The following is a 1,050-nucleotide window of genomic DNA, read 5'->3' as shown; positions in this document are numbered from 1 at the left end:
GAAGCGACGACCGCCAGCGACGAGGCTGGGGAGGCGTGAGGCTGTGCGGTGCGGGGCGGGACTCGAAGGGGCGGCCGTGAAGCGGTCAGAGGCGACGCAAGCACCGAGGAACGAGCAACGCGAGTGACGAGGAGCGCAGCGAGCGTCTGACCGCTTCACGGCCGGGGCTTCGGTGGTCTCAGTCACCGAGTTCGGAATCTCGTACCGAGCGGCTGGGGCTTCGACGGTCTCGGTCGACACGACAATCCGACCCCCAAGAAATCCCGTTAAAACGCGGGACTGCGAACCGACTATTCAGTCTCGAAGTCGGTCGTCAGTTCGCCGACTCCCTCGACGCCGACCGTGACGGTGTCGCCGTCGCCGAGCAGCACCGGGGGCTCGCGGTAGACGCCGACGCCGGGGGGAGTCCCCGTAAACACCAGATCCCCCGGTTTCAGCGTGAACGCCTGACTACAGAACGAGACCAGCTCGTCCACGCCGAAGATCAGGTTCGATGTCGAGGACTCCTGAAGCCGCTCGCCGTTGATCTCGGCGAATATCTCCAGAGCGTGCGGATCCTCCACCTCGTCGGTCGTGACGAGGTCGGGGCCGGTCGGTGCGAACGTGTCGAGGCTCTTCCCGCGGACCCACTGGCCGTCGCCGTGCTGGAGGTCGCGCGCGGAGACGTCATTGCCGACGGTGAAACCGGCGACGCGGTCGAGCGCCTCGTCGGGGTCGACGCGGCGCGTCTCCTCGCCGATGACGGCGACGAGTTCGGCCTCGTAGTCGACCTTCTCGGTGTACTCGGGGTCCCAGCGCACCGCGTCCTCGGGACCGACGACCGAGGTCGGGAACTTCGAGAAGAGAACGGGTTCGTCGGGGATCGGGTTGTCGCCCTCCTCGGCGTGGTCGCGGTAGTTCAGCCCGACGCAGACGACCTTCTGGGGGTCGTCGACGGGGGCGGCGCGGTCGAGGTCGGCGGGGTCGCGGAGGCCGACGCCGGTCGATTCGGCGTACTCGACCGCGAGGTCGGCCTTGCGCCGCCACTCCCAGTCCGCCAGCAGGTCGGTG

The 1,050-nt window shown here is 68.4% G+C and carries 1 protein-coding gene; it reads right to left on the bottom strand.

The features are described 5' to 3' along the window. Nucleotides 1–290: 290 nt before the first annotated feature. Nucleotides 291–1,050 (bottom strand): fumarylacetoacetate hydrolase family protein (locus BN903_RS09830; protein ID WP_154018109.1); only part of this gene is annotated, 760 nt, incomplete at its 5' end.

It is taken from the genome of Halorubrum sp. AJ67 (assembly GCF_000513435.1).
This window is presented reverse-complemented; position numbering and strand designations above follow the sequence as displayed.